The 14,111-nt window shown below is 42.7% G+C and carries 12 protein-coding genes; 7 read left to right on the forward strand and 5 right to left on the reverse strand.

From position 1 onward, the window contains the following. Positions 1-49 precede the first annotated feature (49 nt). On the reverse strand, positions 50-1,114 hold the full coding sequence (gene aroC, locus ABTP35_RS15980; protein ID WP_293295165.1) for a chorismate synthase: 1,065 nt from the start codon (positions 1,112-1,114) through the stop codon (positions 50-52). Between the two features lie 192 nt (positions 1,115-1,306). Between aroC and ABTP35_RS15985 the strand changes: the two genes are divergently transcribed. Continuing rightward, the gene (locus tag ABTP35_RS15985) at positions 1,307-2,227 is read left to right on the forward strand and encodes a UDP-2,3-diacylglucosamine diphosphatase (protein ID WP_224836841.1); all 921 of its coding nucleotides are present in this window, start codon (positions 1,307-1,309) and stop codon (positions 2,225-2,227) included. Here the strand turns inward: ABTP35_RS15985 and ABTP35_RS15990 are convergent. After that, positions 2,198-5,113, reverse strand: a complete 2,916-nt coding sequence (locus tag ABTP35_RS15990) for an FAD-binding and (Fe-S)-binding domain-containing protein (protein WP_293295164.1) — start codon at positions 5,111-5,113, stop codon at positions 2,198-2,200. The genes ABTP35_RS15985 and ABTP35_RS15990 overlap by 30 nt on opposite strands. Before the next feature lie 88 nt (positions 5,114-5,201). On the opposite strand from ABTP35_RS15990, the gene ABTP35_RS15995 reads away from it, so the two are divergent. Both ABTP35_RS15995 and ABTP35_RS16000 read left to right on the forward strand, forming a co-directional pair. Then, the gene (locus ABTP35_RS15995; protein ID WP_224836839.1) at positions 5,202-5,696 is read left to right on the forward strand and encodes a hypothetical protein; all 495 of its coding nucleotides are present in this window, start codon (positions 5,202-5,204) and stop codon (positions 5,694-5,696) included. A gap of 98 nt (positions 5,697-5,794) precedes the next feature. Continuing rightward, complete coding sequence (locus ABTP35_RS16000; RefSeq protein WP_224836838.1) at positions 5,795-6,910, forward strand: TlpA disulfide reductase family protein; 1,116 nt, start codon at positions 5,795-5,797, stop codon at positions 6,908-6,910. Between the two features lie 63 nt (positions 6,911-6,973). Here ABTP35_RS16000 and ABTP35_RS16005 read toward each other — a convergent pair whose 3' ends face one another. Then, on the reverse strand, positions 6,974-7,624 hold the full coding sequence (locus tag ABTP35_RS16005; protein WP_224836837.1) for a rhomboid family intramembrane serine protease: 651 nt from the start codon (positions 7,622-7,624) through the stop codon (positions 6,974-6,976). Positions 7,625-7,677: 53 nt separating this feature from the next. Between ABTP35_RS16005 and ABTP35_RS16010 the strand changes: the two genes are divergently transcribed. Beyond that, a complete protein-coding gene (locus ABTP35_RS16010) occupies positions 7,678-8,568 on the forward strand; it encodes a lysophospholipid acyltransferase family protein (RefSeq protein WP_293295163.1) in 891 nt (296 codons plus the stop codon). 23 nt (positions 8,569-8,591) lie between these two features. Here ABTP35_RS16010 and glmM read toward each other — a convergent pair whose 3' ends face one another. Continuing rightward, positions 8,592-9,980, reverse strand: a complete 1,389-nt coding sequence (glmM, locus tag ABTP35_RS16015; protein WP_293295162.1) for a phosphoglucosamine mutase — start codon at positions 9,978-9,980, stop codon at positions 8,592-8,594. 91 nt (positions 9,981-10,071) lie between these two features. On the opposite strand from glmM, the gene ABTP35_RS16020 reads away from it, so the two are divergent. Genes ABTP35_RS16020 through ABTP35_RS16030 form a run of 3 tightly spaced genes read left to right on the forward strand, consistent with a single transcriptional unit; the run spans position 10,072 to position 13,270 of the window. Next, positions 10,072-10,665: an ACP phosphodiesterase gene (locus tag ABTP35_RS16020; RefSeq protein WP_252079823.1), complete on the forward strand. Its 594-nt coding sequence runs from the start codon at positions 10,072-10,074 to the stop codon at positions 10,663-10,665. Then, positions 10,653-12,341: a gamma-glutamyltransferase gene (gene ggt, locus ABTP35_RS16025; protein WP_293295161.1), complete on the forward strand. Its 1,689-nt coding sequence runs from the start codon at positions 10,653-10,655 to the stop codon at positions 12,339-12,341. Before ABTP35_RS16020 ends, ggt begins: the two co-directional genes overlap by 13 nt. 11 nt (positions 12,342-12,352) lie before the next feature. After that, positions 12,353-13,270 carry a hypothetical protein gene (locus ABTP35_RS16030; RefSeq protein WP_293295160.1) on the forward strand — a complete coding sequence of 306 codons (918 nt, stop codon included), beginning with the start codon at positions 12,353-12,355 and terminating at the stop codon, positions 13,268-13,270. A 2-nt stretch (positions 13,271-13,272) separates the two neighbouring features. On the opposite strand, the gene ABTP35_RS16035 is transcribed toward ABTP35_RS16030, so the two are convergent. Then, on the reverse strand, positions 13,273-14,025 hold the full coding sequence (locus ABTP35_RS16035) for a S24 family peptidase (RefSeq protein ID WP_293299183.1): 753 nt from the start codon (positions 14,023-14,025) through the stop codon (positions 13,273-13,275). Positions 14,026-14,111 lie beyond the last annotated feature (86 nt).

The raw sequence follows: 14,111 nt of genomic DNA on the forward strand, positions 1-14,111 counted from the left end.
TTATTGAGGGTAATATACTTTATTGTATGGAAACCTCCTAATGGGTCAATCAGATTTTGTTGGTACGGGCCAACAGGGAATAATCGGCCAATACCATTGCCGCCATGGCCTCCACAATGGGCACAGCTCTTGGAACCACGCATGGATCGTGCCTTCCCTTGCCTTGGGTGGCAACTTTTTCTCCGTCCTTGTTAATGGTTTCGTAGGATTGTAAAACTGTTGCGACGGGTTTAAAAGCTACATTAAAATAAATATCCATTCCATTGCTAATACCTCCTTGCACTCCTCCGCTCCGATTGGTTTTGGTGGTACCATCGGCATTATACGCATCGTTGTGCTCACTCCCTTTCATGGCAACCCCGGCAAATCCGCTTCCGTATTCAAATCCCTTTACCGCGTTAATGGACAGCATGGCCTCGCCCAATTTGGCGTGGAGTTTATCAAAAACCGGTTCGCCAAGACCAACCGGTACATTTTGGATTACACAAGTGATCACACCCCCTATGGTGTCGCCCTCCTTTTTAATGGATTTGATATAATCTTCCATTTTTTGGGCCATTTCCGTATCGGGACAACGAACTGCATTGGATTCAATTTTGGAAAAGTCCAACTCTTGATAAGGTTTATCCAGCTTCATGCCACCCACTTGCGACACGAAAGCATTTATTTGGACACCATGTAAAAATTGTTTGGCAATAGCACCGGCCACTACCCTACTTGCAGTCTCCCTGGCAGAACTCCTGCCTCCTCCACGATAATCTCGGAAACCATATTTTTTATCGTACACATAATCTGCATGCGATGGTCTGTACGAATCCTTGATATGGGAGTAATCCTTTGATTTCTGATTGGTATTGTGAATGGCAAAGCCAATGGGAGTCCCTGTAGTCTTTCCTTCAAAAATACCTGAGTATATCTCTACCGTATCGGGTTCTTTTCGCTGGGTAACTATGGACGATTGCCCTGGTTTTCTTCGGTTCAAATCCAATTGGATCCGCTCCAAGTCCAATTCTATTCCTGCAGGGCAGCCATCAATAATGCCGCCCAATGCTTTTCCGTGGGATTCGCCAAAAGTGGTAACCCTAAAAAGTTGTCCAAAAGAATTTCCTGCCATTCGGTATAAAATATGATGCCATCAAAGGTAGAGCTTACAAAGTTAATTCAAAAACAAGCCTTTGGCTTAATGTTATTATAACATATTTCATTCTTAGGTGATATTTTTTTAACGATATGCTCATAAATTATTGACCTCGTGTTGATTTCTATGTTATTCCCACTCCTTTATTTTGTAATAAACCTTATCAGATTGAAAAAAAGGAAGATAGATTTAGCAGTCATCTCGGATGTTCACCTAGGAACATATGGCTGCCATGCAGATGAGCTTATTACCTACCTGAACAGTATACAGCCAAAAAAACTGATTCTGAACGGGGATATTATCGATATTTGGCAGTTCAGTAAAAGGTATTTCCCCCCATCACATTTAAAGGTACTGAGAAAGATAATAGGCATGGCCTCCAAAGGCACCGAGGTGTTCTATATCACTGGAAATCACGATGAAATGCTGCGTAAGTTCAGTGATACTTCAATGGGGAATTTTAAGATAATGAACAAATTGGTATTGAACTTGGACGGCAAAAAGGCATGGATTTTTCATGGCGATGTATTTGATGTTTCCATCCAAAATGCCAAATGGTTGGCCAAACTGGGCGGTTATGGCTACGATCTTCTTATTTTGATCAATAGCTTCCTCAACTGGTGCCTGGCCAAAATGGGGCGCGAAAAATATTCATTGTCCAAACGCATTAAAAATAGCGTAAAAGGCGCCGTAAAATATATCAACAATTTTGAAAAGACAGCTGCAGAGCTTGCCATTGAAAACGATTACGACTACGTGATCTGCGGCCATATCCATCAACCAAAAAAAGAAATATACCAGAACAAATATGGCAGCTGCACCTATCTAAATTCGGGTGATTGGGTTGAGAACCTCACTGCTTTGGAGTATTCCTTTAAGCGATGGAGAGTCTACCATTACAACCACGATAGACTTTCTCCTTTCTTTGTGGACGAAGACCTAAAGGAAATGAACATGAACGAACTGATCGCCTCCATTACCGATAAAGAGGTCGATATCGAAGATATTACCCAAGAGCACATCAGCGAAATTGAAGAAGAAAGTGTCGATCGAGATTTTTTAGATGACAAGGGCCTGTCTCAAGATTGAAACCGGGTGCTGTGCCTCCCTTTTTGTCCCATCCATAATCTGATGCCTACAACTTGTGCCGTTCGCTGCGATCAATGTCTCTTCCGAGCTCTTTGCTACCGCAGGGAACAATTTTAGGCTGCCCACCTTCATGCTGGTCTCGTAATGTTCTTTTTCGTACCCAAAGGAACCTGCCATACCACAACATCCAGATGCTATTATGGTTACTTTGTAATTCTTGGGCAGGTTCAGCATATCAAAAGTTACTTTTTGGTTGCTCAATGCTTTTTGATGACAATGTCCATGTATTTTGATGGTCTTCTCCTCATCGGTAAAACTTTCGGATGTAATATGCCCTTCTGCAATTTCGGCAGCTAAGAATTCTTCAATCAAAAATGATTGGGAAGCCAACTTCCGTAATTGCTCCTTATCATCGTACAATCGCTGGTACTCATCCCTGAATGATAGAATGGCCGATGGTTCCAACCCAACAATGGGCAGACCTCGGTTCAAAATATCCTTTAAACGCTCCATATTCTGGGCAACCAGTTTTTTCGCCTGTTTTAAATACCCTTTAGATAAATATGTCCTGCCACTTTCACCATAAAACAATTCAACGTCGTAACCTAATTTGCACAACAGTTCAATCGCATCCTTACCTACTTGGATATCCAAATATTTAACAAACTCATCTACATAAAGGATGACTTGTTTTTTGGAAAGGTCCGTGCGTTTTACCCGATGTTTTTTTAAATGCTTGGTAAAATTAAAACGACCTACTTCCGGCAAGCTTCGCTCTGGGGCCACTCCCGATGCTTTTTTGAGCAATGCACCCACCGATTTGGATTTGTACATCCAATTGGTAATGCCGGGCATTTTACTGCCCAATTCGTTCAATCGAGTGTTATGGGCGAACAACTTGCTCCGTAAAGAATATCCATTGGCTTCTTGATAATTGTACAGGAACTCGGCCTTAAGCGCGGCCACATCCACGTTACTGGGACATTCACTGGCACAAGCCTTACAGCTCAAGCATAGATCGAATGCGGTTTTAAGCTCTTTATGATCAAAACGATTGGTTTTTTGGGAATTGGTCAAAAATTCTCGCAAGGCATTGGCTCTTCCACGGGTTGTATGCCTTTCGTTTTTTGTTGCTTGGTAACTTGGGCACATGGCTCCACTCATATGATGACTCTTTCTACAGTCGCCACTACCATTACATTTCTCCGCCGCTTTTAATATGCCCTCACTGTCCGAAAAGTCCATGAGCGTTTTTACCTCGGGCTCTTCACGGTCCACCTCGTACCGCAAAGATTCATCCATGGCGTAGGCATCCACAATTTTACCGGGGTTTAGAATACCGTTGGGATCAAATAAGCTCTTTACTCTTTTTAATAATTGATAATTGGCCTCCCCGATCATTAAGGGAATAAACTCCGCACGTACAATCCCATCGCCGTGCTCCCCACTAAAACTACCTTGATATTTTTTGGTGAGTTTTGCCACATCGGTGGTTATGCTACGGAAAAGGACCACATCTTCGGATTTTTTCAAATTCAGAATTGGTCGCAAATGCAGTTCGCCCGCACCCGCATGGGCGTAATAAACCGCACTTTGGTCATAGCCTTTCATGATCTTGGTAAACTCTCCTATAAAATCCTTTAGATCCTCCAATGCCACGGCGGTATCCTCAATACAGGCTACAGCTTTTTTGTCGCCCACCATATTTCCCAAAAGTCCCAGACCAGCTTTGCGCAGTTCTATGGCCTTATTGATGTCGTCCCCATAAAGAACAGGGCTGGCATAGCTCAACCCGGACTTTGCGATGGTTTTCAAGAGTAATTCCAGCTGTTTTTCGAGATCCTCCTCCGTTTCGGCCTTTACTTCCAACATTAAAATGGCTACAGGATCGCCATCCACAAAAAAACGGTTGGCCGATTGCGCCCTATTGTTTTTGGTACAGTCTAGAATCACTTTGTCCATCATTTCGCATAAATGGAGCTTGTGTTCCATTACTGGGGCCACATCCGCCAAACAATCCTCCAAGGTTTTATAATGCGTGGCCACCATAGCGGAAAACTCGGGCGGCAAGACATCCAGTTGAAGTGTAACCTCGGTAGTAAAAGCCAAAGTTCCCTCGCTACCCGAAAGTAATTTACATAAATTGAATTCATCCGAGTCTTCGCCAAAAATGTTGTTCTTGAGCAATTCGTCCACCGCATACCCTGTATTTCTTCGATGTATACTGGGTTTCGGGAATTCTGCCTTTATATTGCCCTGAATATCGGGATTGGAAAGCTCTTCATATAATTTGTGATAGATTCTTCCCTCAAGGGAATCAGTCTGTTTCTTTGCATCGAATTCCTTTTTGGTGAGACTCGAAAAGTATGCCTCACTGCCATCAGACAAAATACATTGCATGGCCACCACTTTATCCCTTGTTACCCCATATTGTATCGATGTAGTCCCCGAGGAATTGTTCCCGACCATTCCCCCGATCATACAACGGTTGGAGGTTGAGGTATTTGGCCCAAAAAACAGGCCGAACGGTTTCAAATACTGATTGAGCTCATCCCGAACCACACCTGGTTGTACGGTAACCTGCCTTTTCTCCTTGTTCAAACTAACTATCTTGGTAAGGTATCGGCTCACATCCACTACAATGCCAGGACCCACGCACTGTCCGGCCAGAGACGTTCCTGCCGTTCGTGGTATGAGACCAACTTTGTTGGTATTGGCAAAATCAACCAGTACTTTTATATCTTCCGCGTTTTTAGGATAGGCCACCGCCAACGGCAAAATGCGATAAACGGAGCCGTCGGTGGCATATAGCGCTTTACTTAAATCATCGAACAAGAGCTCGCCTTTCAAGTTTTGGGAAAGGTCTTTTAACAAATATTTATCCAATTTGGAATACTTTTTGGGAACTAAAAATGTTTTTCAATCGTAAATCTAGTACAAAACTATCTCTAATTTTTAACTTAACGAGAACCTCATGAAGATTACCACATTATTTTCTGTATTTATTTTGTTTGTTACAGCAAACCTTAGCGCTCAAAATATATCCGAACATGCACTTGGCCTAAGATTGGGCGATAGTGATGGTTTTGGTGCCGAAATATCCTATCAAAAATCCATCGGGCGTTACAACAGGGCCGAATTTGACCTAGGTTGGAGGGACAGCAGGGATTTTGACGCCTTTAAACTTACAGGAGTTTACCAATGGGTGCATCAACTGGATGGAAACTTTAACTGGTACTATGGTGTAGGTGGAGGACTGGGAAGCGTTGATTTTGATTATCCCGGATTTGACGAGGACAACGACGGCCTTTTTGTTTTTGCCGCAGGTGATATCGGGATTGAATACGACTTTGATATCCCTTTGTTGCTGTCCTTGGATTTTAGACCGGAAATAGGCCTTATAGGGTACGATGGCTTTGATAACGATTTTGATTTTGATATTGCGCTTGGAATCCGCTATCAGTTCTAATTAAGAAAATTTTACCAAAAACCCTTGGCCCATCCAATAGCCAAGGGTTTTTTTTTGCCATAAGTATTGAATACCTTAGCGGACTTAAACAATTAAACATGAAAAAATTATTTGTTCTATCCTTAGTGGCCGTATTTATAGCTTCCTGTAAATCAGACCCAAAAGGATATACATTGAGTGGTACCATAACCGGGGAAACCGAAAACGGCACCCAAATATTTTTAAAGACCACGGATTCCCTAAATCAATTGGTGGACATTGACACCGTAAAAGTGGAGAATGGACTTTTTAGTTTTAGCGGAAATCAAGTGGAGCCAAAAATGCACTATATTTTTGTTGACCAACTTCGCGGCAATGTCCCCGTGATCGTAGAGAACGGATCTATTGAGGTAAAGTTCCAAAAGGACAGTATTGATCAAGCTCAGATCAAGGGCACAGAACAAAACGACATGTTCATGGACTTTCTAACGGAAACCCGCAAACTTTCGCAGCGAGCAAGATCCATGCAGGACGATATGCGCGTAGCTGCACAACAGAGGGATACTGCAACGGTAACCGCTTTGCGCGAGGAATTCATCGAATTCCAAGAGGACGCTAAAAATTTCAACACCACCTACGCCAAAGAGCATCCCAATGCCTACGTATCCGTATTGATCATTGGAAACTTATTGGCCACCAAAACATTGCCCGTTGAGGAAATCCGTTCCATGTTCGAAGCGCTTTCCCCAGAAATGAAGGCGACCGAGCCCGGAAAACAGATTGCAGAACAGTTGGAAAACTTAAAGTCCACTCAAATAGGCTCGATAGCTCCAGATTTTTCTGCCCCAACGCCTTCCGGAGATGTATTGGCCCTCAGCGATGTAACAAGCAATGCCAAACTTACCTTGGTCGATTTTTGGGCAGCATGGTGCAGACCTTGTAGAGCAGAAAATCCAAATATTGTAGCGGTGTACAAAAAATACCGCGAAAAGGGTTTCGATGTTCTGGGGGTATCCTTGGACAACAATGCGGACCATTGGAACCAAGCCATCCAATCCGACGGATTGGAATGGAACCATATTTCCAACCTACAACGTTTCCAAGATCCTATTGCCCGATTGTACAATATCAATGCAATCCCTGCAGCATTTTTATTGGATGATAAAGGGGTTATAGTGGCAAGAGACCTTAGAGGTCCCGCACTGGAAGAAAAAGTATCGGAACTGCTCAATTAATAATTGAGTCGACAAAGCGCAAAAAAATAAAAGCCTGGATTGTTCCAGGCTTTTTTTATTGAATTATATTTTGCCCAATTTCTCCAGAACAAAAAGAATAACTATGGGAATGGCCAAAAGAACAACAATCAATGTATCCGTAACAAAAAGTTCGGGCCTAAAAAGCAAAGTGGTCGCATACCCTCCCACGGCACCACCAAAGTGCGCGGTATGCCCTATGTTGCCATGCCTGCTCTTCATCCCATAAATGGAGTACAATAGATAAGCTATGCCCAGTACGTAGGCTGGCAATGGTATCGGGATAAACATTATTCCCAATTGCATATCCGGATTAAGAAGAATGGCAGCATACAAAACACCCATTACCGCTCCACTGGCACCAACGGCACTATAAAACGGTTCGTTTTTATGGAAAAACAGTGCCAAAAGACTCCCGGCGACCAAACTCACAAAATAAATGATCAAAAACTTTCCCGACCCCAACCAACTTATAACCACCGGGGCAAAAAAATACAAGGTGAACATATTCAGGAACAAATGGGATACATCCACATGTAAAAATCCCGACGAGACCATTCTTTCCTTTTGTCCAGCCTGAATTGCACTGATACTGAACTTATACCGATCAAAGAAAGCCATACTATTGAATCCTCGGATGGATACCAAAACATTGGCTGCCATTATAACAATGGTCGCAATATGTAAATTGAGCATGTAAACAAAGGTTTGGGTTCAAATATAGCTATATTTGCAGACAAGAATAGTCTATGCAGCTGGTAGTTTATATCCTTGTTTATCCATTGCTCTGGTTGATTTCCAGACTTCCCTTTAAAATTATATATTTTATTTCCGATGGCGTATATGTGCTGCTCTATAAAGTAATCGGCTATCGTAAAAAAGTAGTCCGCGGCAACTTAAAATTAGTGTTTCCAGATAAATCGGACGCTGAACGGATCTTGATAGAGAAAAAGTTCTACCAGCATATGTGCGATATGTTCTTGGAAATGATCAAGACCATGGGCATTTCCAACAAACAACTTCAACAACGGTTTACTTTTTCCAATTTGGAAGTATTGCATCAGCTCGAAGCAAAGAACAAAAGCATAATGCTCATGTTCCCACATTATGCCAGTTGGGAATGGGTAATTGCGCTAGATGCCCACATTGCCTCAAAAGGATATGCCATCTATCAAAAAATAGGCAATAGGTATTTTGATAAATTGGTCAGGGACATCCGGGAGAAATTCGGCACTACATTGATCACCACCAAGGAAACCCGGGATATTGTGGCCCAAAATAAAAAGGAAGGTAATTTAAGCATGTACGGTATTTTGAGCGATCAATCCCCAATGATAAAAAAGGCTTTGTTGTGGACCCCTTTTATGGGTATTACCGTTCCGGCGCATACAGGTGCCGAGATGCTGTGCAAAAAATTGGACCTACCGGCCGTATATTTAAAAGTGAGCAAGGAAAAACGTGGCCACTACAGGGGTACCTTTTCTTTGATTACCGAAAATCCAAAAGAAATGGAAGAGTTTGCGCTTACCAAAGCATTCTTGGCCCTTGTTGAAGAATCCATCAACGAAGCTCCCGAATATTACTTTTGGACCCACAAACGCTGGAAACACAAGGACAAGATGCCCCAAAAGTTCCAATAGGGATGCAATTGGGTGTCGGCGTTCTAAATTCCTGCCTCCACTTTTATTTCACCAATGATTCTATCTGCCAAGGCATCGGCTTCTTCCTGTGATTTAGCCTCCGTATAAATTCGTATTATCGGTTCCGTGTTGGACTTTCTCAGGTGCACCCAATTTTCTGGAAAATCAATCTTGACTCCATCGATCGTGGATACCTCTTCATCTTTATATTTATTGAACATGGCCTCCAAAAGGGCATCCACATCCAGATCGGGAGTCAATTGTATCTTCTTTTTACTCATAAAATAGCTGGGGTAACTGGCCTTGAGTTCGGCAACGGTTCCTCCACGCTCAGACATCAACATCAAGAACAACGCTGTTCCCACCAATGCATCTCGCCCATAATGACTCTCTGGGTAAATAATTCCTCCATTGCCCTCTCCTCCTATAATGGCACTGTTTGCCTTCATCTTGGTCACCACGTTCACTTCTCCAACGGCTGCTGCTTCATATGTTCCTCCGTGTTTTTCGGTAATATCGCGCAGAGCTCTTGAAGACGACAAGTTGGAAACTGTATTCCCTTTGGTCTTGGATAGCACATAATCCGCGCAGGCGACCAAGGTATATTCTTCCCCGAACATTTCGCCATCATTACTTATAAAGGCCAAACGGTCCACATCTGGGTCCACCACAATGCCAAAATCGGCTTTTTCCTCCACTACTTTTTTACAAATGTCACCCAAATGTTCTTTTAGTGGTTCAGGGTTGTGCGGAAAGTGCCCCGTGGGATCGCAATAGAGTTTCACCACTTCTACGCCCAATTCTTCCAATAGTTTGGGGATAGCAATGCCCCCTGTTGAATTTACACCGTCCACAACAACTTTAAAACCGGCTTTTTTAATGGTCTCCGCATCCACCAAAGGTAATTCCAAGACTTCATCAATATGGATATCGATATACGAATCATTCTTTGTGATCTCGCCCAGATTGTCCACTTCAGCAAATTCAAAATCCTCTTTTTCCGCTAAAGCCAATATTTTGGCTCCTTGTTCTGCATCCAAAAACTCCCCTCTTTCGTTCAACAACTTAAGAGCGTTCCATTGTTTTGGGTTATGGCTTGCTGTTAAAATAATTCCCCCGTCAGCTTTTTCCAATGGAACTGCTATTTCTACAGTGGGCGTAGTAGAAAGTCCCAAATCAATCACATCGATGCCCAGACCAACCAATGTGGAAACCACCAAATTCTGGATCATTTCCCCGGACAATCGGGCATCCCTGCCAATTACGACTTTCAAATGTTCCTTGTTGGCATACGATTTTAACCAAGTACCGTAAGCAGCAGCAAATTTAACCGCATCTACAGGAGTAAGGTTGTCGTTTGTGTTTCCTCCAATGGTTCCTCGTATTCCAGAAATTGATTTGATCAGTGTCATAATTGTTAAAAAAGTTTTTGCAAATATAGTGGGGCATATCCGATTCCATGTTTTGAATTTGTAAATTTCGACAGAAAAGGAATTTGTCCCGATGAACTTCTTAGCACATATCTACTTATCTTTTGATGACCCGGAAATTACCTTGGGCAATTTTTTTGCCGACCATATCCGTGGAAATAAATTCAAACACTTTCCCGATAGAATTCAAAAAGGGATTCTATTGCACAGGGAAATCGACACCTTTACGGATGCCCACCCCATTGCTAAACAAAGCAGCAAACGGCTTCATAAAAACTATCATCATTACAGCAGGGTCATCGTCGATATCTATTATGATCATTTCCTCGCCAAAAATTGGGACAATTATTCCAACGTACCCCTAGCTGAATATGTAGAAGGGTTTTATGACTTATTGGGCGATAATTACGATATCTTGCCCATTGCCACCAAACGAATGATGCCCTATATGATCGCGGACAACTGGTTGCTCAACTATGCCAACCTCGAAGGCATTGAACGCGTACTCAATGGTATGAACCGACGTACCAAGAACAAGTCCAGAATGAATTTTGCCATTTTAGATCTGGAGGAATACTATGCAGAGTTCGAAAATGAATTCTGCTCTTTTTTTGAAGAATTGATTACCTTTTCCAAACAAAAATTTAATGCGCTATGCGAAAACTGATTCTCCTTCTGCCCCTACTTCTCTTTGTACATTGTAAACAGCAGCCCCAACCAGCTAGTCCGACCGGATTGGTGGCAGACAAGGCCATGGCCGTCTCTGCTCGTAAAGAAGCCTCTCAACTGGCCGTAGATATTATGAAAAAAGGTGGAAATGCTTTTGATGCCATGGTCGCTACGGAGCTTACTTTGGTAATTGCTTACCCTTTTGCCGGTAGTGTGGGTGGTGGTGGATTTATGGTTTACCGTAAAAGCAATGGAGAGGTCGGTGGAATCGATTATAGGGAAAAGGCTCCGCTCGCAGCGCACAAAGATATGTATCTGGATTCTTTGGGCAATGTAATTCCTGGTCTGAGCACCTTTGGCGGAACAGCAATAGGTGTGCCCGGAACCGTTGCCGGCGTCCTCGAGGTCCATAAAAAATTTGGAAAATTACCGCTAAAGGATATCATTCAACCAATTATAGAGCTTGCCAACCAAGGCGTGGTGGTTACCGATAAACAAGCTCGGCGATTGGAAGGTTACAGAGAACAATTTATTAAAGCCAATGGGGATAGCTCTAAATTCGCCTCTCCATTTGTAGCGGGCGACACCATAAAATATCCGGCCTACGCCAAAACCCTTCAAAAAATCATGGAAGAAGGGCGTGATGGTTTCTATAAAGGCGAAGTGGCGCAAAAATTGGCTGCTTTTGTGCAAGAAAACGGTGGTTTGATCACCGAGGAAGATCTGGCCAAATATGAAGCTGTATGGAGAGATCCCATTGTTTTTGATTATAAAGGAGTAAAAATCATCTCCATGAGCCCGCCCAGCAGCGGAGGGGTCACGATCAACCAAATGTTTAAAATGATGGAACCCTACGATATCTCAAAATTTGGTCACAACTCAACCAAGACCATTCAATTGTTTACCGAAGCCTCCCGAAGGGCCTATGCCGATAGAAACTATTTTTTGGGCGACCCCGATTTTGTGGACATCCCTTACGATATGCTGTTGAGCGATGAATATCTAGAGGGCAGAATGTCCAATTTTTCTTTTGATAAAGCCACACTTTCATCAGATGTTAGCCATGGTGAGGTTGAAATTATCGAAAGTGATCAGACCACACATTTTTCTATAGTGGATAGTGAAGGTAACGCAGTTTCCGTCACTTCTACCCTCAATGGAGGATATGGTTCCAAACTCTTTTGTGAAGAAGTAGGAATTTTTCTCAATAATGAAATGGACGATTTTAGTGCCAAGCCCGGGGTTCCCAACATGTTCGGGCTAATCGGTGCCGAAGCCAACAGCATTGCTCCTGAAAAACGCATGTTAAGCAGTATGACGCCCACCATTGTTGAAAAGGATGGGGAACTGTATATGGTTGTGGGCACCCCAGGAGGTTCTACAATAATTACCGCAGTTGCTCAGACCATTTTAAATGTTTACGAATTTAACTTGAGTATGCAAGAAGCCGTAAACGCGCCACGCTTTCACCACCAGTGGTTGCCCGATATGGTGATTTTTGAACCTGAAGGCTTCTCCGAAGAACTTAAGGCAGAATTAAAATCCAAAGGATATATCATTAATGAAGAGCGAACCCCGATCATTGGCAAAGTGGATGCCATTCGTGTGCTTCCCAACGGAAAATTGGAAGGTGGCGCAGACAAACGTGGAGATGATGCAGCGGTTGGTTATTAAACATCTTTTCAATGGATTTTGATGTTGTTATTTTGACGGACCATAGGTATGTGGCCCCAAAAAAAAGTAACCCTTATATTGAAAATGTATTGCTCGAAGACCGGCTGGTTTTGGAAGCTTTGGAAAGTCAGGGTTTAAAAGTAGGTCGAAAATCGTGGGACGACCCCAGTTTTGATTGGTCGACTACGAAACTTGCCCTGTTTCGAACCACTTGGGATTATTTTGACCGATATTCCGAATTTTCCAAGTGGTTGGAAACGACCTCGAAAAAAACGCGGTTCATTAATTCCCAGCAACTCATTCATTGGAACATAGATAAGCATTATTTGCAAGACCTATCAATCAACGGAGTAACAATTCCCAAAACAGTTTTTATCGAGAAAGGCACAACCACCACGCTGGCAGATGCAATTTCAAATTCCGAAGCGAACCATAGGTTCAATGCTGATACTTTTATTTTAAAGCCCTGTGTTTCTGGAGCGGCGAGGCACACTTATAAAATTGAAAAAAATAAGATTATAGAACATGAAAGTATTTTCCAGGAATTAATTGCCGAAGAAGCCATGATGCTCCAGGAGTTTCAAAAAAACATTGTTTCGGAAGGAGAAATATCCATGATGGTCTTTAACGGAGCGTTTACCCATGCAGTTTTAAAAACAGCCAAACCCGGGGATTTTAGGGTTCAGGATGATTTTGGCGGAACTGTTCAAAAGTATACCCCCAATCAAGAACAAATCGTATTTGCCCAAAGTATTGTTAAGGCAGCACCAGAATTACCAGTTTATGCCAGAGTGGATATTTTTAGGGATAACGAGGGTAACTGGGCTTTGGCCGAACTGGAAATTTTTGAACCGGAATTATGGTTTCGTCTAAACCCAACAGCTGCACACACCCTTGCCAAGACCATTAAAGACAAGTTTTTCTCTTAAAACTATTTGGCAATCTGCTTTTTTAATTCCTCCATGGACTGTTGCAACTGTTTCAATAAGCCTGTTTCGGTAGTAGCATCCACGTTAAAGGTAAGTTTACTGCTCACTTCCCAGATTTCTTGGATCTGATAGGGCTTGATTTCGTAAGGTGGATAGGTTTCGTTTAATGAAACAAGGGTAATGTTGTTGGAATTGGGCTTTCGCTCTATTTTCTTCACCATTACCGAGTCCTGTAAAACCACCACATACATTTTATTGGAGCTTACATGATCTATATGCTCTATGGCCCGCGCCAACACCCAATCGTTGGGCCTCAAATTGGGCAGCATACTGTCCCCCTCAACCTGAAAACCCCGATAGGAGGCATTTCTAAACTCGGGAATAGGCATATCAAAAGCGGGTAGTTGCCGGTACCAGCTCGTATCGGAAATATTTTGGGGGTATCCTGCCGCAGCTTTGGCGTTCACCATCACCATGTTGTCATTTTCACTATTGTCCACCGTAACCACTTTAGGAATAACGCTTGTCTTGGAAGTATCCAAGTGCTTTTGGTCGCTCTCACCGAATAACCACAATGGGTTTATCTTAAATTGTTTCAAAAGTTCGGCAACCACCTTTCCGGAAAGCTTGGTTCTCCCCCGCTCAATATCCGCAGTGGTATTTTTAACGCCCAGCAAATTGGCAAAATCCGTTTGTGTATAACCTAGTTCCCTTCGGATATCGGTAAATCGTTTTAGGGTTATTTCATTTTCCATCATCAAGTCAATAATGTCGTGTCGAAAGCAGTCGAGACATTTAAAAATTAATTATTATCGAAAACAATCATACAGACAATCTATTC

Origin of the sequence: Flagellimonas alginilytica (assembly GCF_042134605.1) — a bacterium.
In the GTDB taxonomy this organism is placed as follows: domain Bacteria; phylum Bacteroidota; class Bacteroidia; order Flavobacteriales; family Flavobacteriaceae; genus Flagellimonas; species Flagellimonas alginolytica.

Excerpts from the sequence above, each read along its gene's own strand:
- ABTP35_RS16030 (WP_293295160.1), top strand. The coding sequence starts at position 12,353 with ATGGATTTTGATGTTGTTATTTTGACGGACCATAGGTATGTGGCCCCA.
- ggt (WP_293295161.1), top strand. The coding sequence starts at position 10,653 with ATGCGAAAACTGATTCTCCTTCTGCCCCTACTTCTCTTTGTACATTGT.
- aroC (WP_293295165.1), bottom strand. The coding sequence starts at position 1,114 with ATGGCAGGAAATTCTTTTGGACAACTTTTTAGGGTTACCACTTTTGGC.
- ABTP35_RS15995 (WP_224836839.1), top strand. The coding sequence starts at position 5,202 with ATGAAGATTACCACATTATTTTCTGTATTTATTTTGTTTGTTACAGCA.
- glmM (WP_293295162.1), bottom strand. The coding sequence starts at position 9,980 with ATGACACTGATCAAATCAATTTCTGGAATACGAGGAACCATTGGAGGA.
- ABTP35_RS16000 (WP_224836838.1), top strand. The coding sequence starts at position 5,795 with ATGAAAAAATTATTTGTTCTATCCTTAGTGGCCGTATTTATAGCTTCC.
- ABTP35_RS16020 (WP_252079823.1), top strand. The coding sequence starts at position 10,072 with ATGAACTTCTTAGCACATATCTACTTATCTTTTGATGACCCGGAAATT.
- ABTP35_RS16005 (WP_224836837.1), bottom strand. The coding sequence starts at position 7,624 with ATGCTCAATTTACATATTGCGACCATTGTTATAATGGCAGCCAATGTT.
- ABTP35_RS16010 (WP_293295163.1), top strand. The coding sequence starts at position 7,678 with ATGCAGCTGGTAGTTTATATCCTTGTTTATCCATTGCTCTGGTTGATT.
- ABTP35_RS16035 (WP_293299183.1), bottom strand. The coding sequence starts at position 14,025 with ATGGAAAATGAAATAACCCTAAAACGATTTACCGATATCCGAAGGGAA.